This is a genomic window from Clostridium minihomine (assembly GCF_900240385.1).
Lineage (GTDB): Bacteria > Bacillota > Clostridia > Oscillospirales > Acutalibacteraceae > Faecalispora > Faecalispora minihomine.
The window spans coordinates 36,634-56,293 of record NZ_OEQH01000006.1 but is presented as its reverse complement, the minus strand read 5'-3'; the positions used below and the strand labels follow the sequence as shown (position 1 = coordinate 56,293).

General features: G+C 42.9%; 22 protein-coding genes, 2 tRNA genes and 1 pseudogene. 10 read left to right on the top strand and 15 right to left on the bottom strand.

What is annotated here, in order from left to right; all coding sequences use genetic code 11:
• Positions 1–1,227: 1,227 nt before the first annotated feature.
• Positions 1,228–1,437, top strand: coding sequence for a helix-turn-helix domain-containing protein (locus C1A02_RS12970; RefSeq protein ID WP_101698666.1), 210 nt, complete (start codon positions 1,228–1,230; stop codon positions 1,435–1,437).
• Between the two features lie 316 nt (positions 1,438–1,753).
• Positions 1,754–1,999 carry a hypothetical protein gene (locus C1A02_RS12965; protein WP_101698665.1) on the top strand — a complete coding sequence of 82 codons (246 nt, stop codon included), beginning with the start codon at positions 1,754–1,756 and terminating at the stop codon, positions 1,997–1,999.
• A gap of 197 nt (positions 2,000–2,196) precedes the next feature.
• On the opposite strand, the gene C1A02_RS12960 is transcribed toward C1A02_RS12965, so the two are convergent.
• From C1A02_RS12960 to C1A02_RS12950, 3 genes are all read right to left on the bottom strand, one after another.
• A complete protein-coding gene (locus tag C1A02_RS12960) occupies positions 2,197–2,649 on the bottom strand; it encodes a hypothetical protein (protein WP_101698664.1) in 453 nt (150 codons plus the stop codon).
• 77 nt (positions 2,650–2,726) lie between these two features.
• Complete coding sequence (locus tag C1A02_RS12955; RefSeq protein WP_101698663.1) at positions 2,727–3,092, bottom strand: hypothetical protein; 366 nt, start codon at positions 3,090–3,092, stop codon at positions 2,727–2,729.
• A 117-nt stretch (positions 3,093–3,209) separates the two neighbouring features.
• Positions 3,210–3,629: an HIRAN domain-containing protein gene (locus C1A02_RS12950; protein WP_243578019.1), complete on the bottom strand. Its 420-nt coding sequence runs from the start codon at positions 3,627–3,629 to the stop codon at positions 3,210–3,212.
• Positions 3,630–3,786: 157 nt separating this feature from the next.
• On the opposite strand from C1A02_RS12950, the gene C1A02_RS12945 reads away from it, so the two are divergent.
• From C1A02_RS12945 to C1A02_RS12935, 3 genes are read left to right on the top strand one after another with little or no spacing between them, the layout of a single operon-like run.
• The gene (locus C1A02_RS12945) at positions 3,787–4,005 is read left to right on the top strand and encodes a helix-turn-helix domain-containing protein (protein ID WP_306437209.1); all 219 of its coding nucleotides are present in this window, start codon (positions 3,787–3,789) and stop codon (positions 4,003–4,005) included.
• Positions 3,998–4,291, top strand: coding sequence for a hypothetical protein (locus C1A02_RS12940; protein WP_101698661.1), 294 nt, complete (start codon positions 3,998–4,000; stop codon positions 4,289–4,291). The genes C1A02_RS12945 and C1A02_RS12940 overlap by 8 nt, the downstream gene beginning before the upstream one ends.
• A gap of 2 nt (positions 4,292–4,293) precedes the next feature.
• Positions 4,294–5,028, top strand: a complete 735-nt coding sequence (locus tag C1A02_RS12935; protein WP_101698660.1) for a Fic family protein — start codon at positions 4,294–4,296, stop codon at positions 5,026–5,028.
• 299 nt (positions 5,029–5,327) lie between these two features.
• Here C1A02_RS12935 and C1A02_RS12930 read toward each other — a convergent pair whose 3' ends face one another.
• Positions 5,328–6,095, bottom strand: coding sequence for an RNA polymerase sigma factor (locus C1A02_RS12930; RefSeq protein ID WP_101698659.1), 768 nt, complete (start codon positions 6,093–6,095; stop codon positions 5,328–5,330).
• Between the two features lie 518 nt (positions 6,096–6,613).
• Between C1A02_RS12930 and C1A02_RS13940 the strand changes: the two are divergent.
• Both C1A02_RS13940 and C1A02_RS13935 read left to right on the top strand, forming a co-directional pair.
• Positions 6,614–6,841 (top strand): annotated as a pseudogene (locus C1A02_RS13940) (tyrosine-type recombinase/integrase); the annotation flags it as partial.
• 128 nt (positions 6,842–6,969) lie between these two features.
• Positions 6,970–7,284, top strand: a complete 315-nt coding sequence (locus C1A02_RS13935) for a tyrosine-type recombinase/integrase (RefSeq protein WP_164997227.1) — start codon at positions 6,970–6,972, stop codon at positions 7,282–7,284.
• 668 nt (positions 7,285–7,952) lie between these two features.
• On the opposite strand, the gene C1A02_RS12915 is transcribed toward C1A02_RS13935, so the two are convergent.
• Together C1A02_RS12915 and C1A02_RS12910 are read right to left on the bottom strand one after the other, a co-directional pair.
• Positions 7,953–8,198, bottom strand: coding sequence for a hypothetical protein (locus C1A02_RS12915; RefSeq protein WP_101698656.1), 246 nt, complete (start codon positions 8,196–8,198; stop codon positions 7,953–7,955).
• Between the two features lie 321 nt (positions 8,199–8,519).
• A tRNA-Met gene (locus tag C1A02_RS12910) sits at positions 8,520–8,596 on the bottom strand.
• A 191-nt stretch (positions 8,597–8,787) separates the two neighbouring features.
• Between C1A02_RS12910 and C1A02_RS12905 the strand changes: the two genes are divergently transcribed.
• Positions 8,788–9,273, top strand: a complete 486-nt coding sequence (locus C1A02_RS12905; protein ID WP_101698655.1) for a GNAT family N-acetyltransferase — start codon at positions 8,788–8,790, stop codon at positions 9,271–9,273.
• Positions 9,274–9,386: 113 nt separating this feature from the next.
• Here C1A02_RS12905 and C1A02_RS12900 read toward each other — a convergent pair whose 3' ends face one another.
• The 7 genes from C1A02_RS12900 to C1A02_RS12870 all read right to left on the bottom strand — a co-directional run bounded on the left by C1A02_RS12900 (position 9,387) and on the right by C1A02_RS12870 (position 15,643).
• Entirely contained in the window at positions 9,387–9,830 is a 444-nt protein-coding gene (locus C1A02_RS12900; protein WP_243578018.1) for an RrF2 family transcriptional regulator, read from the bottom strand.
• 23 nt (positions 9,831–9,853) lie between these two features.
• Positions 9,854–10,942, bottom strand: a complete 1,089-nt coding sequence (rpoD, locus tag C1A02_RS12895; RefSeq protein ID WP_101698672.1) for an RNA polymerase sigma factor RpoD — start codon at positions 10,940–10,942, stop codon at positions 9,854–9,856.
• Between the two features lie 15 nt (positions 10,943–10,957).
• Positions 10,958–12,724: a DNA primase gene (gene dnaG, locus C1A02_RS12890; RefSeq protein WP_101698653.1), complete on the bottom strand. Its 1,767-nt coding sequence runs from the start codon at positions 12,722–12,724 to the stop codon at positions 10,958–10,960.
• A 26-nt stretch (positions 12,725–12,750) separates the two neighbouring features.
• The gene (locus C1A02_RS12885; protein WP_101698671.1) at positions 12,751–13,746 is read right to left on the bottom strand and encodes a deoxyguanosinetriphosphate triphosphohydrolase; all 996 of its coding nucleotides are present in this window, start codon (positions 13,744–13,746) and stop codon (positions 12,751–12,753) included.
• Between the two features lie 45 nt (positions 13,747–13,791).
• Positions 13,792–14,424, bottom strand: coding sequence for a YigZ family protein (locus C1A02_RS12880; RefSeq protein ID WP_101698670.1), 633 nt, complete (start codon positions 14,422–14,424; stop codon positions 13,792–13,794).
• A 98-nt stretch (positions 14,425–14,522) separates the two neighbouring features.
• Positions 14,523–14,729, bottom strand: coding sequence for a 50S ribosomal protein L31 (gene rpmE / locus C1A02_RS12875; protein WP_101698652.1), 207 nt, complete (start codon positions 14,727–14,729; stop codon positions 14,523–14,525).
• Positions 14,730–14,833: 104 nt separating this feature from the next.
• Entirely contained in the window at positions 14,834–15,643 is an 810-nt protein-coding gene (locus C1A02_RS12870) for a M15 family metallopeptidase (RefSeq protein WP_370737807.1), read from the bottom strand.
• A gap of 256 nt (positions 15,644–15,899) precedes the next feature.
• Here C1A02_RS12870 and pyk point away from each other — a divergent pair, with 256 nt between their 5' ends.
• The gene (gene pyk, locus C1A02_RS12865) at positions 15,900–17,657 is read left to right on the top strand and encodes a pyruvate kinase (RefSeq protein WP_101698651.1); all 1,758 of its coding nucleotides are present in this window, start codon (positions 15,900–15,902) and stop codon (positions 17,655–17,657) included.
• A gap of 131 nt (positions 17,658–17,788) precedes the next feature.
• Positions 17,789–17,875, top strand: a tRNA-Leu gene (locus tag C1A02_RS12860).
• 54 nt (positions 17,876–17,929) lie between these two features.
• On the opposite strand, the gene C1A02_RS12855 is transcribed toward C1A02_RS12860, so the two are convergent.
• Together C1A02_RS12855 and C1A02_RS12850 are read right to left on the bottom strand one after the other, a co-directional pair.
• Positions 17,930–18,319: a hypothetical protein gene (locus C1A02_RS12855; RefSeq protein ID WP_129588174.1), complete on the bottom strand. Its 390-nt coding sequence runs from the start codon at positions 18,317–18,319 to the stop codon at positions 17,930–17,932.
• A 177-nt stretch (positions 18,320–18,496) separates the two neighbouring features.
• Positions 18,497–19,657 (bottom strand): hypothetical protein, encoded by a 1,161-nt coding sequence (locus C1A02_RS12850; RefSeq protein WP_101698649.1) that lies wholly within the window; start codon positions 19,655–19,657, stop codon positions 18,497–18,499.
• Positions 19,658–19,660: the final 3 nt, after the last annotated feature.

Genomic DNA, 19,660 nt, shown 5'->3' with positions numbered 1-19,660 from the left:
CCAGTTACTTTTTTCCACGCATCTTTACGCTGTATGTTTTTTCCGACAGCCATAATCATAGCCCAGAGTCCCCCACCTTGTTTCAATCGTTTTTCTTCATTGTATAATTCCCCCAATAATGAAAAAATGTAAGATTACGAATTTAAGAAGGGAAATCATATGAAATCAATCATTTGATCGATAAAAGGGAACGGATGACAAAAGAAACCTGAAAAGCAACAAATAAAAAAAGCCACCGGCATAGCCGACGGCTGAACTGAAAAAAGAAAAATCGTTGGATAAATTCCAACGGTTTTTTCCTGTTTGGTTGCGGAGGCCAGATTTGAACTGACGACCTTCGGGTTATGAGTGCCTGAATTTTCTTATAGTCATTTATTCTAGTTTTAAAAATCTCTAGGTTTAATGAGGTTTTTTAACACATTTCTAAATTAATCTTAATTCTTATTAAGTCCTATTTCACAATAATAACGATCAAATAACGTCCAAATAAAGACCAAGAATTCCACTTAAAATATAAAAACTTATTTAACCAGAAAATGGGATAAAATATTTGCAAATTTCCTTTTATTATGTAGAAAAGAATCTGATTCTATACTGTGGAAAACATTGAAGATTTATCTAAAATACCAAAATTACTCAAAATCTATCCCCACCCGATGAAGTAAGAAGGAGGTGAGTATTATAATTGTTGACATTAATCTACATACTGGCAAGAAAACCGTCATAGAGCCAATGACCGAAGCTGATCAAAAAGCCTTAGATCAAATTTTGATAGAGTTGTATTATGCGTGTGAAAGGCAGCAAAGCACTTTTGAAATGGTATCCTACGAGTAAATATGTTGTTCCCAACTTGTGGGAATGAAATGGGGAGCAAAAAATGCCTAAGGAAAAAAAACTATATCGCGATACTTTAGAGAGAATCAGAAAACGTGCAGATGAACTCTACCCTCAAAAACTACTTTACACTCAGAAAGAGGCCTCTTTGATTATGGGAGTATGCTCTAGGAGTATAGCGAGAAAAGGGCTCAATACTTTTATAACAGCAGAACAATTAGCCAGAGCATTTGCGTAATGTAGAGACAGCTCTTCCCAGCTAGTTGCGAAGAGTAGTATACAGCACATAAGTTTTGCATCAGTATCTTAAAACAGAAGCACGTTATCACTTGTGGCTATGGTTGAGGTTTGGTAGCCATTTGGTATACCATTAATATAATCATGGAGGTACTTATGGCAAGAACGAAATATGTGTATGATTGGGACAATGTACCTGTAATTATCGATTTACCTTATGCATCGGTTTTGCTTGGATCATCGGTGGATTGTTTAAAGAGGCTCTCTCGTAATGGGGTATTGCCAGCCTTCAAGCATGGTGGAGAGTGGCGTGTAACTAAAGATGATTTACGAACTTATATTGAGGAAAATAAAGTGAAGAAATAGCACCACAAAATCACCACACAGTTACAACAAAACCGGGACATTGTCCGGACACCTATAGGACAAAAGTCCTACAGCAAAGTGACAGCAAAAAACATGGCAAACACAGCACAGAGTTAGCACAAAAGCAGCACAAAAAAACAAGACAAATGTACGACAAAAGTAGGACAGTTATTTTGAGATTTTAAGGACCTTTAAACAGAGTTTGTAGACATGATACACGCTTATTGGTGTGATGGAAAAGGTGATTATAACATCTGTTTGCTAAGGCAATATAAATTGGCTAGCATCTAACATACGTAAAAAGGAGAAACATAAAGTGACACTAAAAGAGATTGAATTTCTGCAAAGAGAATTTTTGGTGCCGTCTGAAATAGCTGCCGTATTAGGTATGCACCCTCAAGATATTAGAGACCATGTTCATTTATCTATAGCTAAAAAAGAACGGCCTTACGAGTTTCCTACAATCGTTTCGGAGGTAAGAATAAAGTTCCCCAAAGTAGCGTTTTTAAAGTATATGAGGGGTGAACTCAACAATACCTCACAGAAGAACTACAATAAATAATGTAGCCTAAATTTCGTAAGAGACTCCACTAGCATCATGTATCCAGATTAGGTAACAACCATCAAACCTTTTGAATTGGGTCGGTATACGAAATTCGTACCGCGGGCTTCATTGAGAGTAATCTAAATCTTTTAGCAAAGCCGTAATATAAAATTGGGAGCGGCTTTTAACCGCTCCTTTTGTTGAATCTAGATCCCCTATGCAGCTCCATCTTTTTGCGCCTCTAATAATTTTTCTAAATAAGAAACTATAAGCGACCTCTCTTTTTCACCCAGCAGATTGATTCTAGATTCCAATTTATCGGCTTCTATTTTGGGAGGTTCAGGTTCCTGTAGCCAACTTTGTATTTCTGCCTCATTACGAATTCGTGCCGCAATTATTGGATTATCTTTTCTTCCACTCAAAAATTCACATTTTAATCTGATTTCAAATAACAAATCACTGATAGTCAGAAGTTGAACCTGCATATATTCATAATTATAAATAAAATCAATCTTAGCTTGTGCATCTCTCTCAAACAGCTCCGGTCTTTTATCAAAGTGATGTTCATTAAATCCCTGCAATAATCTTTCAGCATTATAAATCATAGGATCAATCCAATTAAAGCAACTCCAGACATCATTTGAAAAATTGCTTTTTTTCTCAATCATAATAGTTATATCTCCTTTTTAAATAGTTTTTTGTGATAGCATTACTTGTATAAATTAACACTACACTCCCCAATTTATTAAGCACCGATTTGCTCTGTATCCTGTTTGCATAGCATACGCATTTCATCAAGTTCGTCTTGAGTAAAATGATAGTGTAATAAACCTTTGAAATAACCCGAAAGTACATGCTTATAAATTATCAACAAAAATTCTTTATATTGAAGAAGATGTGGATCCGCAGGATCATATCCCGTTTTTGAAGCTGCACTATTGATTTCTTGATCTATCATTTCTGATATTTCTTCTGGTGTACTATTAATAGTAAAGTTTGGGAATTGCTTTAGCACCTCCCCTGCTAGGCCAATTTCATAATGGTTATCTCGCGCTAAATTCATATATTCTAGTAGTTCTATATCTCTGGGGGATAAATCATTAACGGTCATTCTTCATTCTCCTTCTTGAAATTGTGGAGCGGCTAAGCTATAATAAAAGTGTAATTTTTATAGAACCGCTCCGGTGGTTGATAGGCGTTCTGCAGCTGTGGTAGGTGTGTAGAGCGCCTATATTCTTATTTGGATTGCAAGGCCATAATTCATACCTGGCAGATACCCCCCTTTCACAGTTTGGTACATACTCTGGATTGCCTTTCCTGTGTCTATCAAAGGGGCAATTACCGCAGCTATAGGTGAGGGCAAGTAGCCCATCTTATAGGCTCCACGACCATGCACAGACACAATAACAGCAACTGCATTGGTATCATATAAATTTTCTGGCTCTCGGTGTAGATGGACCGATACCTCTGCCGGGTCATATCGCAAAAGCCTTTGCAGGGCAGTTTGCCTTTTTCCATGGGTAACGCCAGTAACCTTAGAGTTCATTCCTTTTGCCATAACCCATGCCAATACAAATGCTTGGGAGCGGCTATGACCAACTTTGGTTAGGGCATTAGCTGTTTTGCAAATTAATTGAAGATTGAACACTGGTGACAACTCCTTTCATTAATCTTATTATACACTTAAAGTTTGTGTATATCAATTAACTTTATACACAAATAATCAGTGTATGCTTTAGTGAGAACAAACACTTGTTTCTTGTGTATATTTGTGTTATACTAAGCCTATGAAAGGAGAGAATCATTTGCCTATAACATATAAAATAGATGTCATTGCAGCGCTTAAAGAGGCTGGATATTCAACTTATCGGATTAGAAAAGAAAAACTACTTGGAGAAGCTACACTTCAAAGTTTTCGTGAAGGAAAACCAGTATCATGGGAGAATCTTTCTACTATCTGTGAACTACTTAACTGTCAACCAGGTGACATTATGGAATACGTTGAGGATACCTCTAATGAATAGTTTGAAGGATGCTTTAACAGTTCCTCAACCTATCATTGACAAGCTGTGTGAGCTTAATCAATTGGTAGAGGAATATCCTGATTTGATTCCCTTACCAGTAGCCGCAAGATTCATGAAAGTATCCCCAGAAGGTTTACGAGCCTATCTCGATAACCATATTGCTCCTTTCGGTTTGATGTGGCACCAAATGGGAGCTGTGAACAAGGCTTATAAAATTCCAACAGTTAAATTTTATCTTTGGTATACAAACGGCGTTGCGTTTTCATTAAATATACAAGGGGTGTAACCATGGACTTTACTAAGATAGACCAGCTACAGACCAAGCTAAAAACTATGCGTCCCCTAAATGCAGCAGAGATCAAACGGCTGCGGGATGAGTTCATGATAGAAAACACTTATCATTCCAATGCAATTGAGGGTAACACACTTACTCTAAGAGAAACCGCTCTTATATTGCAGGAAGGCATTACCATTGCCGAGAAGCCCCTCAGAGAGCATTTAGAGGCTATAGGACATAAAGACGCCTTTGAATATGTTATATCGCTGGCAGACGCTGGGACACCTCTTACAGAGCGTGTTGTAAAAGACATTCATTCGTTGGTTCTAATGAATGATGCAGCAAACCGTGGTGTGTACCGTAATTTACCGGTTACTATCTTGGGGGCACTTCATGAACCACCGCAGCCTTATCTTGTCCCTGTGCAAATGGAGCGGCTTATTAGTGACTACAAGGATATGAAAGCAAGCAAACACATCATTGAAGCCATAGCAGAATTTCATTTGCGCTTTGAAGGAATCCATCCGTTCATTGACGGAAACGGAAGAACTGGCAGGCTGATTCTAAACTTTGAATTAATCAAAGCTGGGCTGCTGCCAATCAACATTAAGTTTGCGGACCGGAGAAAATACTATGACAGTTTCGACAGCTATTATGGAGAAAGTCATTCCGCAGAGGTTCTTACACAGTTGATTTCTGGATACGAGATAGAAGAACTGGAAAAACACATTAGAATTTTAGAATAGTAGATAGATTGAGGGAGCGGCTATGCTCCCTCTTTATTTATGTTCTGAATGACGGTAGCCCTACCCCCGGGTAGAAAAAACAGTGTTTTTAAATTGAGGGCGTTACTCGTTAGGGTCCTAGACAAATTATATTCTTCTTGCGTATATGAGGGTAGGGGGTTAAAGCAGTGATCTTTTATAGGGAAATCAAAGCTGTAACTCGAAATAGTTCATGACAATAATAAACTTCACGCACGCGAGGGATTTTTTCAAATGAAAACTTACCTCATATTGGAGTTGTTTCGTTATAGAGAACTTTTCTAAAGCCGCTCCACTCTCTCAATCTGTTCTGCTGTACGCTCTACAGAACTTGTCCATGTATGTTGAAAAGATTTTAACCCGGTTCCTTTATATGCAGCGCTCTCTAGTTCATCATATAAGAATCCGGCCAACTGTTTATAGAACGGTGACCGTCTCATTTCTCTAAGTGCATTTGCTTCTAACTGCCTTGCCATTGACCTATTCTTTCCAATATCAGCACCAGTTTCATCATATGTCTTTTTTTCATAATACCTGCATTGAATCACTCTTTGCTGCTCGTTGGTAAGCCGCTCCATTGCCAATAAAATTGTAGCTTTTAATTCTTTGGCTTTCTGATTGTCCAGGACATCTTCAAAAGGCTTTTCTGAGTTTTGATCTATAATTATTTCAGATAGTTTCATGTCGTAAGTGTTGCCCTTTATAGGCTCGTCAAGGCTCATACAGTTGTGGAGTGGCTCATTCTTTGACTTGCTTGTACGAAGCCCGATAAGACCATTAAACCGATTCTTTGCATGAAAACTCATAAAGGATGTAAACTTGAAACCCTTGGTTTGGTCAAATGCTCTGGCAGCATCCAATACAACCAAGAATAATTCTTGTTGAACATCTTCAAGGGTAATCCCAGCGGATGCACAGGATGATAAACTGCGGTTATAAAATTGCAATGCAAACTTATAGGCAAGCTTCTTGGTTTGTTCCCATAGAGCCGCCACGGCTTCGTTATCGTCAGCCTTTACACGTAGGGCTAGTTCTTCGTTTGTTTCCATGGTTAGGTACTCCTTTGACACTTATAAATACTGGTATGTGACCCTAAGAAAGGTTAAGGGTGCGATTTTAAATCTCACCCCTCCAAAGGTAATTAGTGGACACGGTAACGCGCGAGTATAGTGAGATTTGTGAGACCATAAAAATAGAAAAAAAGCATAGGATAGCAGCTGGTTAAGCTGTTTCCCATGCCTTTAAAATGGCTGCCTATTGGCGGTACTCTGTGCTTGAATTTGTATTTTTATCGTACCAAAACATGAAGTTTATGTCAAACTGTCTTTCTCGGTATCCTGTGTGTTTGCAGAGGGCTTTGTAGTTAGATACAAGTGAACAAACGGTGGCTTACTTATGTGCTTGTGTACCCTTGCCCCAGGGATAAACCTTCGCACAACTTCAAACACATTAACAGCCTTTTGTTCTTCATTTGGTAAATAGGAAATGTGCACTTTCACACATTCACCGTTCTTTTAAGATTGGCAATAATCAAGAGGTTACCCTCAATAACCGCATCCACCAGTTCATGCTGGAAAATTCCCGGATCTGTTTCGTGTACAGCAGCAGGATTAAGATTTTTTTGAATCTCTACCCAATTACCAGTGTTTCCGACAGCAATTGTAAGACTATTGTTAAGCTGCTACTTTATACTGGTCTACGTCGTGGGGAATTGTGCGGATTGGAATGGCAGGACATTGATTTTGATAATGCACTACTTACCGTAAGCCGCTCCTCCCTTTATCTTTCAAAGAAAGGGATCTTCGAGGATACTACTAAAAACTTTACCTCTCAGCGGGTAATTAAAATCCCTATGGTAGCAATTGATATGATGAAGGAATACAGGCTCTGGCAGACCCAGCAACGTCTTTTAATGGGTGATAGATGGCAGATAGCAATCGCATATTCACTGCCGAGAATGGCTCTGCAATTAATCCAGACGTGGTTAGCGATTGGTTCCGTAAATTCATTAAGACAACGGATCTACCGCCAATTTCAATACATTCACTTCGGCACACCAACGCTACACTGCAAATTGCTGGTGGCGTACCAATCACAACTGTTGCGGAGCGGCTTGGTCATGCCAATGAAACAACTACCGGCAAGATATATGCCCATGCAATTAAGTCAGCAAACGAAGCAGCCGCCGACACCCTACAAGATTTATTGAATCCCGGCTACAAAAAGAATCAGGCATAAAAATAAGAGGCCTATCCGGTTGGATAAGTCTCTTTTTGAGTACATACACCACATTCTCTAAATATTCTTTGACTTTTATAGAGCGTATTTTGTATATGTTTTTTAAGGCCTCCGAAATCTCCGAATACTTTTATCCACACGCGTAAATCGTGTCATAAAAAAAGCCGGATGTGTTGCAAAGCTACATTTTTTTACTAGTGGATCAATTGTATTGAAAGGAATAGTGACTAAACGCCTGCATTAGCACTGTTAATCAAAAAATATGCTTATATCAACAAACTGTATATTAATAAACTAAATTCATAATTGCAAATACTATTATTATAAATAGTATTTGATATATAACTATAAGTGCAATAACTAGAATAAAACATACTCCAATAAATTTTAAATTTCTTATATTAAGATAATGTTTAATATTGCGATTCTCATCGCTAAACATTATAGGTGTAATTAGTATTTGGTTAAAATCCTTAAATGTAAAATCACCAATATACATTATTGCATTATCATGTCTACGAATATAGAGATATGATATTTGTTCATCTGACAACTGTTTAATATGTATTTTCGTATATAATTTCTTTTTCTTAAGTGAAATATTAAAAACTATATCTCTATCGTTTAAGAATTGAGCTATAAAGAAATAGGTTGATCTTTTAAAATGGTTAAGAATACGACTTTCTTTTAGAACTACTCTTTATATACCTTTCTGACTTAATCAATTTAGCATATTTTTCTTCTGTTATATGAATTATACCATCTTGTTTAATTTTAATTATTTCTTGATTACTCAAAGCTCTAGCTTTATAATCAGGCAGGAATCCTATTATATAATATGCTGTGAAATAAGCAGAAACTCCAAGATACAGAACATCAATAATTAAGAGAATTATCCATAACCACATTGCCATGATCAATCATCCTTAATTCATTAAAATTTATTTATATAGATTTTCTGAAACTGAATCTTTGTCTCTTCCCGAATGACAGTATTACAATCTTATTAATACATCGACCTAAAATCGAAATAATCAAGTATTTATTTATATAATACACTTGCAGTGAATTTATGGCATCTCTTTACTTGCTTTGTCATTTTCTTTCCAGCTCTCTTTAAAATAAAAAAGTCATAAAAAATGACCATTTCAAAAGCAATAACGACCAAATCTAAAAATTAAAATTAAATGAAGACAAAAAGAAAACCCAGCAACCGGATGGTTACTAGGTTTGTTTGGTTGCGGAGGCCAGATTTGAACTGACGACCTTCGGGTTATGAGCCCGACGAGCTACCGGACTGCTCCACTCCGCGATATAAACTATTTTTTCTCAGTGCCTCTCTCAAGAGTGCTTAAATATAATACCATTCTCCTGTTAAAATGTCAAGCGTTTTTTACTTTTATTTCAGAAAAGAGTAAAGAACTTTAAAATTTCTTGTCATGTAATTGGGCTTATGCTATACTTTGCTTAAAAAATAGGCGAAACAAAGACAGGAAGTGCAGCATGAACCTATTGATTCGGGAATATCAAAAACAAGATCTTCCGGCATTAACAGATATTTGGAATACCGTCATTGAAGAAGGAACCTCGTTCCCACAAACCGAATTTTTAACGCCGAAACAGGCAGAATTCTTTTTTGGGGAGCAAACATTCACTGCCGTGGCGGAATTGGACGGCAAGGTAGCCGGGTTATACATACTGCACCCCAATAATGTGGGCCGATGCGGGCATCAGGCCAATGCAGGATATATGATTCCTCCGGAAAGCCGGGGCAAGGGAATCGGGGAGTATTTAGTAAAACATTCTATACAGCAGGCCCGATTGATGGGATTTCGCCTGCTGCAATTTAATGCAGTTGTAAAAACCAATACCTATGCCATTCAGCTATACCGAAAACTGGGGTTTATTGAAATCGGCACCGTTCCCCAGGGATTTTTAAGCAAAGATAACACCTATCAGGATATCATCTTGTTTTATTATTCTTTATAAAATGCACTAAAAAAGAGAAAATAAATGATTCACAGCAACACACTATAAATAATAGAACGCCGGTCAGGTTTGGCAAAAGCCAATCAAGCCGGCGTTCTTCTTTTTCTGTCAGATTATTTATGAATTCCGGTAGTTTCCTGCTTCTCGTTCTCCCCACAAGCACAATGCTGACTGCAAGTTGGCTCATAAGAAAACGTATAAGAATCCAGCTGCTGCCGCACCGACTCTGAAATTTGAGCATAAATGCGGTGATACCGGCAAGCCTGGTGGGTGCAGGCATATTCATCCTGCTGGCACCGGCTGATCATGTATGGCCCTTCCACCGACTCGATCACTTCCCGCAGGGTAATCTCACTGCCCGGGCGGGCCAGTACATAGCCGCCGTGAGCCCCTTTGTAAGACTTTACCAAGCCGTCAGAAACCAGCTTGCGCAAAATTTTCAGCGCAAACCGAAGTGGCACATGGGTGCTTTCTGCAATGCCGCGCGCATCCACCTTTTGATTGGACGCCGCCAGCAAATCCACGATTCTGACAGCATAGTCCGTTTCTAATGTCATATGCATGGCGCCGCTCCTTTTATTTAGTCCAAGAAATCCTTCAGCTTTTTGCTGCGGCTGGGGTGACGCAGCTTGCGAAGCGCTTTGGCTTCAATCTGACGGATTCGCTCACGGGTTACGTTAAATTCTTTTCCCACTTCCTCTAAGGTGCGGGAACGGCCGTCCTCCAGCCCAAAGCGAAGGCGCAAAACCTTTTCTTCCCGCGGTGTCAAAGTATCCAGAACCTCGCCCAGCTGTTCCCGCAGCAAGGTGTGAGAAGCCGCATCGGCAGGGGCGGGCGCTTCATCATCGGGAATAAAATCCCCCAAGTGGCTGTCTTCTTCTTCACCGATAGGCGTTTCCAAAGATACCGGCTCCTGAGCCACCCGCATGATTTCACGCACCTTATCCACGGGCATATCCAGCTCCAAAGACACTTCGTCGGCTGTGGGTTCGTGGCCATTGGTGTGCAGCAGCTGACTGGACACCTTTTTTACTTTATTAATTGTTTCCACCATATGAACTGGAATACGAATGGTACGAGCCTGATCCGCAATGGCACGGGTAATGGCCTGACGAATCCACCAGGTAGCATAAGTGGAAAACTTAAATCCCTTGGTATAGTCGAACTTTTCAACGGCTTTGATCAGACCCAGATTTCCTTCCTGAATCAAATCCAAAAACTGCATTCCGCGGCCCAAATACCGCTTTGCAATACTGACAACCAAACGCAGGTTGGCTTCTGACAGTCTTTTCTTGGCAGCCTCGTCACCGTTAGAGATACGAATCGCCAAATCGATTTCTTCCTCTGGGGACAAAAGTGGAACCCGGCCGATTTCTTTCAGGTACACTTTTACGGGGTCGTCTATGGCAATGCCTTCTGTGGCAAGGGAGACGTCCACCTCTTCGCTTTCCCCTGTCGGAATTTCCAGTCCTTCCAGCGGCAAATTGGCAAAATCCTCTATAATTTCAACACCCTGAGTTTCCAGAGTGTCATAGAATTTTTCGATTTGTTCCGGCTCAAAGTCCAATTCGCCAAGAGCGTCCAGAATTTCCTTTGTGGAAAGCTGTCCTTTGCTCTTTCCTAACTCAATCAGATCTCTGATAACCGTTTTCTTATCAGGCATTTCCATAACCATTGTATCCCCCTATTTTTTCTGCTCCCTAAGTTTTCGCAGATAGTCCCGAATGTCCTGTGGCTCCGCAGAACTTGCGTCCTGTGGATCCAGCTTGCCGTTTTCCTGTAAAATCACATTCCGGTACTCTTTCGCGTCCTGAGCAGTCACGTTCACCTGATGGTAATCTGCCAGCATTTTCGCTATGGCAGAAATTTCTTCCACAGAAAAATCCGCCGCAAGGTCTGTAAGGCCGCACGCCTTGCCATCCTTAATCTTCCCCAGAATGACTGTATATACACGACGATTGAATGATGTGATGAATTTTTCAGGCGGAATCAGCTCTGAGAGAGCTTGTACCGCATCCGGATGCTGAAAAAGATAGACAATCAACGCTTCTTCGGCGTTCGCCGCTCTCAGGTGACGGCTTTTTTCCGGGTTGACCGTATCCCGTATTCCGGCAGTCTGCTGCTGGAAGGCGCGAAACTCTTTTCGATCTTTTTCTTTTTTTCTTTTTTTTGTATTTTTCTCCACCTGCATCAAAATCGAGCTTCGTTCCACCCCGATTTCCTCCGCCAGGCGGCCTGCATAAATTTCTTGCTCCATGCGGCTGTCTAAGGTGGCCAAAAGTTCTGCCGCACCGATCAAATACGCCACTTTTCCGTCAGAGGTTTGCAAATTAAAACGTCCCCGCAGCTTTTGCAGACGATATTCCACGTCGTTTCCGCTGCTTTCCATCAGCTGACGGAATCGAGCCGGCCCTTGCTCCCCATGGGAGCGGATAAACTCGTCCGGATCTTTGCCGGCGCTCAGGTTTAGCACCCGCACCGTTAGACCCGCATCCCGCAAAAGCGGAATCGCCCGGGATGATGCCTTTTGCCCTGCCTCATCCGAGTCATAACACAAAAACACTTCACCGGTGTAACGAGCCAGAAGCCTGGACTGCTCCACGGTCAATGCCGTGCCTAAAGTGGCAATGGTATTGGGAAAGCCCGCCTGATGCAGCGCGATAACGTCCATATAGCCTTCCGCCAAAATCAACCCGTCTTTGGAATGATTCTTGGCAAAATTCATGGCGAACAATCCGCTGCTTTTATGGAATACCAAAGTGTCCGAAGTATTCAGATATTTGGGTTTTCCATCCCCCAAGCTTCTTCCCCCAAAAGCAATCACGTTCCCCCGCAAATCAATAATGGGGAACATTACCCTGGCAAAAAAGCGATCTACCACCCGGCCGGTAGAAGCCCGAGAGGCCACATTCGCCTGAAGAAGCTCTTCCGGTGTATATCCTTTTTTGCTCAGTTGATTCACCAAAGCAAATCGGGAATTCAAAGCATACCCTAACCCAAACCGCCGAATGGTCTGAAGCGTCAGTCCACGCTCAAGCAGATACTCCCGCCCGGATGTTCCCTCTTGCTGCATCAGCTGGTAATGGTAAAAGCGGGCAGCTTCCCGGTTAATTTCCAAAATCCGTCCTTTTGCCCGAGACAGCCCCTGATCTGCTTCGTTTTCCGGTACGGAAATCCCCGCTCGTTGTGCTAAAAAACGGATGGCTTCCATATAATCCAGATTTTCTATGCGGCGCACGAAGGTTATTACATCCCCGCCGGCACCGCAGCCAAAGCAGTAAAAAGAACCGTTTTCCGGATACACATGAAAAGACGGCGATTTCTCGCTGTGAAAAGGGCAAAGCCCCGAAAGGGTTCTGCCGCTGTGCCGAAGATTCAAATAGGAAGAAACCACATCGGCAATATCACTGCGGCTTTTTAGCTCCTGTAAAAATTCTTCCGGCAGAGCCAATGATTTTCCCCCTTATCCACAACTGTTCAATGATCCCAGGATTTTGGGACGCTGATTTCCCGAAACAGTTCCACCGCATACCGGTCTGTCATGCCGGCAATATAATCTGCGGCAGCCTGCTCAATCCCTTCCTGCTCTGCCGTAAGACGCAGATCCTCCGGCAAATTCTTCGGATTTCTGGCGTATTCAAACAGAGTCTTTAATAGAAAAGGAACCTTGGCCTCTTCTTTTTTGGCATACGGATTAAAATAAACCGTGTCAAACATAAATTTCCGCAGTTCCAAAAACAACGGATAAATGGGTTCTTCCATGGTGATATTCTCACCGTGGCTGGCACGGATTACCGATTTCACCATAGTGTCAATCCGCATGGAACGGCGCTTGCCCATCACCTGGGTAATATGCTCTGGAATTTCATCTTCTGACAAAACACCCGCGCGCACCGCATCATCAATATCATGATTAATATAGGCAATTTTGTCTGCCCAACGCACAACCCGGCCTTCTGGGGTTTGTGCCATCTTATCGCCGGAATGACAAAGGATTCCGTCCCGCACCTCTTCGGTCAGGTTCAGACCCCTGCCCTCGTTTTCCAGCTTTTCCACCACGCGGACACTTTGCTCATTGTGACGAAAGCCGTTTTCACAAAGTGCATCCAACACCCGTTCGCCTGCGTGCCCAAAGGGCGTATGCCCCAAATCGTGCCCAAGAGAAATCGCTTCTGTCAAATCTTCGTTGAGCTGAAGCCCCCGGGCAATGGTTCTCGCAATCTGCGAAACCTCTAGTGTATGGGTCAGGCGGGTGCGGTAGTGGTCCCCCTCTGGCGACAGAAACACCTGAGTCTTATGTTTTAAACGCCGGAACGCCTTGCAGTGAATAATCCGATCCCGGTCACGCTGGAAGGCCGTACGCATTTCACATTCTTCTTCCGGCCTCACACGTCCTTTGGTGTTTTTGGACAAAGTCGCAGAAGGTGACAAAATTTGCTCTTCTATCAGTTGAGTTCTTTCTCTTACCGTCATTGCAATCACCTGATATCCTCTCATAAGGATATACGCACAGACAGCCTAATTCTCCTGCTTCCAAAGAAAAAAATTTTCTCCCGTTATGTCGGCCTCAACCGTGCCGCTGGTGGCATCTGCCAACCTTTTAAAAAACAAAGGAACATCGTCCTCTGCCATATGGAAGGAAATGGATACCATTTCCGAAAAATCCGTATTATCGGTTACACCGCCGCATTCCGGAATCAACGCCGCCAACAGCCCATATTGGGAATAGTCACAAGTCAGGCTCATCAGCTTACACAGGCGCATCGTCACCGGCTTTGCTGCCTGCACCCCAATGGATGCCCCATGGGAATAGGCACGAACCAGTCCCCCAGCCCCCAGCATCACCCCGCCGAAATAGCGGGTCACCACAATGACGGTATCCACAATTCCAGATTTTTGAAGAACCTCCAGCACCGGAATGCCGGCCGTTCCCTGCGGCTCGCCGTCATCAGAATACCGGCGCAGCTGCCCGCCCCTAAGGGAATAAGCATATACATTATGGGTGGCATCCCAATGCTTTTGGCGAATTTCGTTAACGAAAGAAATCGCGTCCTCCTCGGTTGACACCGGCTTTGCATAACCGATGAACCGTGAACGACGCTCGACAAATTCCGCAGATGCGGTTTGGCTGACGGTTTTATATTCTGTCATAAGCCTGCCCCCATAAAAAGGTTTGATAAAAAGACAGGCGGCGCACTGCGCCGCCTCCATAATTTCAGACTAAAACTTCCGCCTGCCGATTCAGGTGATTATTTCTCCTGAATACCGTAACGCTTCTTAAATGTATCTACGCGACCGCTTGTATCAATCAGCTTCTGCTTACCGGTAAAGAACGGATGGCACTTAGAGCATATTTCAACGCGGATGTTGTCTTTGGTAGACCGTGTCTCGATCTCATTTCCGCAAGCGCATTTAATGGTCGTGTTCTGGTACTTCGGATGGATTGCTTCCTTCATTCCTGTCACCTCTTTCAACGAAAGTACAACTTTTCTATACAAGTATAACAAATGGATTCTAGCACAAAACAATTTAAAAATCAAGTATTTCTTTGCGAAAAATATTATTTTTTCAATTGTTTGGAAAGATAAGCACTATATTCCTCCAAACAAAACCCCAATTGGCGCATCCGCTGGGCATTTTCTTTCCCCACATAACGAAAATGTTGGGGCTCTTCTTCCTTTTGGGTTACGCTTTTTTTCTTGGGCGGATACCGCAAAACGAACCCATAATCAGCCCCATTTGCCGTCAACCACTGGTATTCCGGGCTATTCTGTCCGCTGCCTGTCAGTGAAAAGTCCACCGCAAGCCCGGTTTGATATTCGCTTCTTCCGCCCCGCTCCACAATGGTGGCCGCCGCATCCTCAGCCCGAACCTGAGTATATCCGGCCCGAACCAGCTCTTGAACCTTCTGCTGATATTGCTCTTGCTGCTGTTCTGCGGAAACATATCCCTTTGTCAGCGAAAGGGTTACTCCGTTTGATTCGGCTGCCCGGCGCATCTGTTCCAGACTTTCGGCCAAGCGTTTGTCCACCTGAATTCCGTCCAGCTCTGTTAAATCCACAGAAAATTCACTGGGAAGGGGACTATCATTATTCACCAGAATCAGCACATCCGGCGCAGTGCTTTCGCCCTGCGGCTCCAATGGCTCCGAATACGTTTGGGATGAGGAATCCTTTCCCAAACCCAAAACAGGGTGCAGCTGATACCAAACTAAAAAAAGCCCTGCCGCCACCGACAGCAGAATCACCACCGCCACCACGGTCATCATAATCCGCAGTCGTTTTATCTGGTTCACACTTCTCCAGCTGGGTTGAGTTTTTATAATTTTTTCCCGCTGATTCCCGTTTTTCCACAGACCCAAAATGCACACTCCTCTCCCGTTTCCCCGGCTCCGGCCAAAAATCGGATGCCACTTTCTCCGTTTCTTTCTATTCTATATGTAATCACAATTTTTTTCAATATGTCTTTGGAATCGGAAAAAGTAATCTATTTTTCTTTTAAATAATTAATAGGCATTTGATTTTTTCCATAATCTGATGTAGTATTAACTTGAAAAAGTATGTCTGAAGGTTCATAACATCGGGCTTTTCAACTGCACCCGCCCGTCTGAATGGAGGCAATTCATTGTGAGAAAAACAAAAATCATTTGTACCCTTGGCCCCTCAACCGACACGGAAGAAATTTTGCGCGAACTAATGCTGTCCGGAATGGATGTTGCCCGGCTAAACTTTTCCCATCAATCCCACGCAGAGCAGAAAGTGCGTGCTGACACAGTAAAAAAGCTGCGCAAGGAACTGGATCTTCCGATCGCTCTTCTTCTGGATACAAAAGGTCCTGAAGTGCGAGTCAAGCGCTTTGAAAGTCCACAGGTAACCCTGCAGCAAGGGCAAGAGTTTATTTTGACCACCCGGGACGTGCCCGGCACGGATCAAATTGTGAGCGTTACATTCCCGGATCTTCCAAAGGATGTCACACCGAGTTCCCGTATTTTAATCGACGACGGACTAATTGAACTGAAAGTGGATTTTTGTACGGATACCGACATTCACTGTACTGTCATTAACGGGGGAACCCTTTCTTCCAACAAAGGAATCAACGTTCCCGGCATTCAGTTATCGCTGCCTTTCATCGGCGAACAAGACAAACGGGACATTGCATTTGCCGTAAAAGAGGATTTTGACTTTATCGCCGCTTCTTTCACCCGCAACGCCCATGATATTCTGGAATTGAGAAGCGAATTGGAAAAACAAAACTGTCACAGCATTCGAATCATCGCAAAGATTGAAAATCGGGAAGGCGTAGACAATATCGACGAAATCATCCGGGTGACAGACGGAATTATGATAGCACGGGGAGACTTAGGGGTTGAAATTCCCCTGGAAGAAATCCCTGTGATTCAAAAGCGCCTGATTAAAAAAGGATATAACGCTGGAAAACAAGTGATTACCGCCACACAAATGCTGGATTCCATGATGAAGAATCCCCGCCCAACCAGAGCAGAAGCGACTGACGTAGCCAATGCCATTTATGACGGAACCAGCGCCATTATGCTTTCGGGAGAAACCGCAGCCGGCAAATATGCCATCGAAGCGTTGAAAACCATGTCTACCATTGCCCAGCGCACAGAAGAAGACATCAACTATAAGGCACGATTTGCCCAGCGTATCAACATGGAAGCGTTGAACGTCACCTCTGCCATTTCTCATGCCACCTGCACCACCGCTCATGATTTAGGCGCCGTAGCTATCATCACCGTTTCTAAATCCGGCCGCACCGCCCGCATGATTTCAAGGTATCGCCCTGCCTGTCCCATTATTTCCGGCACCACCAGCGAAACGGTTCGCCGTCAGATGAATCTTTCTTGGGGCGTCATCCCGGTTATGGTGGAAGAACAGGTGAACACAGATAAACTGTTTGATCATGTGGTCAATGTGTCAAAATCTCACGGATTGGTGGAAAACGGCGATGTAGTGGTCATCACTGCCGGTGTTCCTGTGGGTTTTTCAGGCACAACCAATCTGTTAAAGGTTCAGCTGGTTGGGGATGTGTTAGTTTCCGGACGAGGCGCAACCCGTGGTTTTGTTTGTGGCAATCTTTGTGTCTGCCAAACCGAAGAAGAGGCCCGCAAACATTTTAAACCCGGTGATGTTCTGGTCGTTCCCCAAACCACCAACAGTATGGTAGATTTAATGCGAATCAGCTCTGCCATCGTAACAGAACAGGACGGGCTGAACTCTCACGCGGCGATTGTCGGCATGGCATTGGATAAGCCGGTGATTGTCAACGCCGAACACGCAACAAAACTATTAAAAAGCGGAACTACCGTTACCGTGGACGCCGTGCGGGGAATTGTATACAGCGGGATCCAAAAGCAAGACAAATAACCATTCCCTAAAAAAGCGCTGTGATGCCCATTTGGAGCCACAGCGCTTTTCTGTGAAAAAAATAAAATATTTTTTAGACAGAATACTTGATTTTTTGTAAAATATAGTTTATAATAAAGCACGTTGTTCATGCCGGTGTGGTGAAATTGGCAGACGCGCTGGACTCAAAATCCAGTCCTGGCGACAGGGTATCGGTTCAAGTCCGATCACCGGCACCAAAAGACTCACGAAGCTTCATTGCTTCGTGAGTCTTTTTTTGTTATGGCTATGTTTTAGGCGCAGTCAATCAGATTCGGAAAGCATCTTGACAGGTGCCGGTACCACTGGTTTTGCGCCGGATATTTTATGGTGCTGACAGATTCCGTTACATAGTAGTGATAAGTAACCCTCTTTTCTCCATCACAATAGAAAAAGGCCGCTTGAAAGGCGACCTCTACTGTGGTTTCTGTGACTGTAACCCGCTCCACGTACTTGCGAATGAAGTTTTGCAGCTTATTTCGATCCTTCTGCTTACAGTTTCTTTTTACATTTTCTATGGCTCTACTGACTTCTGCTGAAATAGTGGGAATTTGATTCCTGCGGCGATATTCTTCTAAGAGCACGTCACAATTCTGAATCTGGCTTTCGGCATCCTCCAGTTCTTCTCCTCTGCTGGTCTTCATAGCAATCTGGCTGAACCCATAAGTACCTTTGTACTTCTCATTGTCCAAGACTAAATAAATACTGTTCTTTGAAAAGGGTTTGTCCTGCCTGGTCTTGTAGCCAATCACCTTTGGTCTGTACCAATACAAGAAACGATTTAGTCTGAGCCATTCGTCACCGACGAATTCTTTCTATTCTCAAGACACAGTGAGTCCTTTGAGGATCCATTTATAATTTTCTATTTGCCAAAATAATGTGGCAGATGCCGTTTTTACCGTTGTTTCCTGTGCGGAGCAATCACTGACGAGTTTGTTATATTCCATTTGCGAAAGAAAGCCAAGCTCATACTTCATTTTCCCCTGTTCCATTTTCAGTTTCGTATTTGCCGCTTTTGCCTGCTCAGCTGACAATACTGCCTGCTGCTGTTTGATTTTACCAAGTTGAATTTTTAGCGAAGCTGCCACATTCTCCATTTCCAAATCGGCTTCGTTAGACTTTATTTCCCTTTGTTTTCTATTCTGAGAAGTATCATTATTCAGAATAGAACGCTGTTTTTTGATGATCCTGACCTTATAGCTGGCTGTTTGCGCAGTACTGATATCATTGGATAAATCAATCTTCTCAACATATGAAAGATCCGGCGCAGGCAATTTTCCAAAGATCACCTGCGCATTGTAAGAGCGGCCCAGCATAACATTCATTTGCTGGCAAACGGAATTGAGCTGGTTATCCAGATCCGCAAGAGAATTATTGAAAGATTGAATCGCCAGCTCGGCATCCGAAACCGCAAGAAAAGTCCCCATCTGATTACTGTACTGTGCCTGTGCCGCCTGATATGCATCATTTAAAACGGAACGCGTATGATTGAGCTGCTCAATGTTATATTTCAATTGATAATAGACAGAAAACATGCTCTGAGCGGAACGCACAAGCTGTTGATTCGAAAATTCCGCCTGCAATTCTTTCAGCTCATAAGTATCACCATCGATATCCTCCTGTACATTCAGAAGCTCAGACAGCGTGGCCAGCGCCACATTGGTGCCCTGCGCTACTATTTTCAAATCGGGTGAAGTGGCCGGGCTATTGAGAATAGCTGTCAGGGACGCCGATGTTTTATCAATTGAATCAGAAATTTTCTCATACTTTTCTTTCAGTTCGTCTTCCTGATCCAAAATATCCATTGCAAGCTCGTTATTTGCTACCTGTAAATTGTCATTCAGCACCATCCCTTCCACTTGAGAATACTGAACTACGTAAGTATCGGCCGGCTTAGCCTCTTCCGCATAAGCCGAAAGGCCCGGTGCCGCAAAAAGCAATACCGCGACTGAAAAAGCCGTAATCCTCTTGATCGAATTCATATC

What these genes read in the sequence shown, in the direction of transcription:
- C1A02_RS12935 (WP_101698660.1), top strand. Translation starts at nt 4,294, where the DNA reads ATGGACTTTACTAAGATAGACCAGCTACAGACCAAGCTAAAAACTATG.
- C1A02_RS12880 (WP_101698670.1), bottom strand. Translation starts at nt 14,424, where the DNA reads ATGACAGAATATAAAACCGTCAGCCAAACCGCATCTGCGGAATTTGTC.
- C1A02_RS12915 (WP_101698656.1), bottom strand. Translation starts at nt 8,198, where the DNA reads ATGGCAATGTGGTTATGGATAATTCTCTTAATTATTGATGTTCTGTAT.
- C1A02_RS13935 (WP_164997227.1), top strand. Translation starts at nt 6,970, where the DNA reads ATGGCAGATAGCAATCGCATATTCACTGCCGAGAATGGCTCTGCAATT.
- C1A02_RS12900 (WP_243578018.1), bottom strand. Translation starts at nt 9,830, where the DNA reads ATGACATTAGAAACGGACTATGCTGTCAGAATCGTGGATTTGCTGGCG.
- C1A02_RS12885 (WP_101698671.1), bottom strand. Translation starts at nt 13,746, where the DNA reads ATGACGGTAAGAGAAAGAACTCAACTGATAGAAGAGCAAATTTTGTCA.
- rpoD (WP_101698672.1), bottom strand. Translation starts at nt 10,942, where the DNA reads ATGGAAATGCCTGATAAGAAAACGGTTATCAGAGATCTGATTGAGTTA.
- C1A02_RS12955 (WP_101698663.1), bottom strand. Translation starts at nt 3,092, where the DNA reads ATGACCGTTAATGATTTATCCCCCAGAGATATAGAACTACTAGAATAT.
- C1A02_RS12940 (WP_101698661.1), top strand. Translation starts at nt 3,998, where the DNA reads ATGAATAGTTTGAAGGATGCTTTAACAGTTCCTCAACCTATCATTGAC.
- C1A02_RS12905 (WP_101698655.1), top strand. Translation starts at nt 8,788, where the DNA reads ATGAACCTATTGATTCGGGAATATCAAAAACAAGATCTTCCGGCATTA.
- C1A02_RS12970 (WP_101698666.1), top strand. Translation starts at nt 1,228, where the DNA reads ATGGCAAGAACGAAATATGTGTATGATTGGGACAATGTACCTGTAATT.
- C1A02_RS12855 (WP_129588174.1), bottom strand. Translation starts at nt 18,319, where the DNA reads ATGAAGACCAGCAGAGGAGAAGAACTGGAGGATGCCGAAAGCCAGATT.
- C1A02_RS12850 (WP_101698649.1), bottom strand. Translation starts at nt 19,657, where the DNA reads ATGAATTCGATCAAGAGGATTACGGCTTTTTCAGTCGCGGTATTGCTT.
- rpmE (WP_101698652.1), bottom strand. Translation starts at nt 14,729, where the DNA reads ATGAAGGAAGCAATCCATCCGAAGTACCAGAACACGACCATTAAATGC.
- C1A02_RS12960 (WP_101698664.1), bottom strand. Translation starts at nt 2,649, where the DNA reads ATGATTGAGAAAAAAAGCAATTTTTCAAATGATGTCTGGAGTTGCTTT.
- C1A02_RS12930 (WP_101698659.1), bottom strand. Translation starts at nt 6,095, where the DNA reads ATGGAAACAAACGAAGAACTAGCCCTACGTGTAAAGGCTGACGATAAC.